The sequence below is a fragment of the Streptomyces sp. BE303 genome, from assembly GCF_036290945.1.
In the GTDB taxonomy this organism is placed as follows: Bacteria; Actinomycetota; Actinomycetes; order Streptomycetales; family Streptomycetaceae; genus Kitasatospora.
Window position 1 is genome coordinate 1 of record NZ_JAQYWZ010000556.1, and the last position, 356, is coordinate 356.

Consider the following 356-nt stretch of genomic DNA (forward strand, 5'->3'; position numbering starts at 1 on the left):
CGGCGAAGACCCGGGAGAGCTGCAGATCGTGGTCGGCGCCGGGCAGCGGCTCGCCGGCGTCCACGCCCGCGGCCACCCTGCCGTCATGGACTTCCAGGTCCAGGACGCGGCCACGCGCCGCCGCCCCGCCCAGCTCGGAGTGGGGGAGGGGTCGGGCTTCGGGCGCTTGCCCGCCGACACCGGGCTCTTGCTGCTGTAGGAGGCCGGGGTGCTCGTCGCCGCCGCTGCGGCCGACGGGGCGCCCGCCGGGCTACGCCAGCCGGACGGGGAGGGCGTCGGCCCCTACGGGGCCGCGCCCGGCGAGAGCCCCGCCCCGCCCGGCTCCGCTACCGCCGTGCTGGCCCACCGGGCCGACC

The 356-nt window shown here is 80.3% G+C and carries 1 protein-coding gene; it reads left to right on the forward strand.

What is annotated here, in order from left to right:
• The coding region (locus PUR56_RS12460) for a hypothetical protein (protein ID WP_329948936.1) at positions 1-199 on the forward strand (199 nt) is incomplete at its 5' end.
• Positions 200-356 lie beyond the last annotated feature (157 nt).